The 398-nt window shown below is 63.1% G+C and carries 1 protein-coding gene; it reads right to left on the bottom strand.

Annotation, left to right across the window (positions count from 1 at the left end; genetic code table 11):
- Positions 1–59: 59 nt before the first annotated feature.
- Positions 60–398 (bottom strand): phycocyanin subunit alpha (locus KUG41_RS15355; protein WP_216905058.1); only part of this gene is annotated, 339 nt, incomplete at its 5' end.

Below are 398 nucleotides of genomic sequence, written 5' to 3' on the forward strand. Positions count from 1 at the left end.
AGCCACCCATGAAAAAAGGGCCCCTTGCGGGGCCCCGGGTGACGACGAACCGACGCGACTCAGACGAGGGCGTTGATGGCGTAGTCGATGTAGTTGTTGGCGATGACGCCGGGATCGCCGGAGACGCCGTGGTTGTTCTTGATGTAGGTGAGGGCTTCGACGTACCAGGAAGGGGACAGTTCGAAAGCGCGGTTGATCTCGTCGAGACCGGCGATCAGGTACTCGTCGAGGGGGCCGGTGCCGCCGGCAACCAGGGAGTAGGTGATGTGACGCAGGTAATAACCGATGTCACGGGCGCACTTGGCCTTGCCGCGGGCATCGGAGGCGAAGTTGGTGCCCTGCTGCTGGGTGGTGTAGGGGTACTTGTTGTAGACGGCCTGGGCAGCGCCGTTGACCAG

The organism is Synechococcus sp. CCY 9618, assembly GCF_019038415.1.
Classification (GTDB): Bacteria; Cyanobacteriota; Cyanobacteriia; order PCC-6307; family Cyanobiaceae; genus Cyanobium.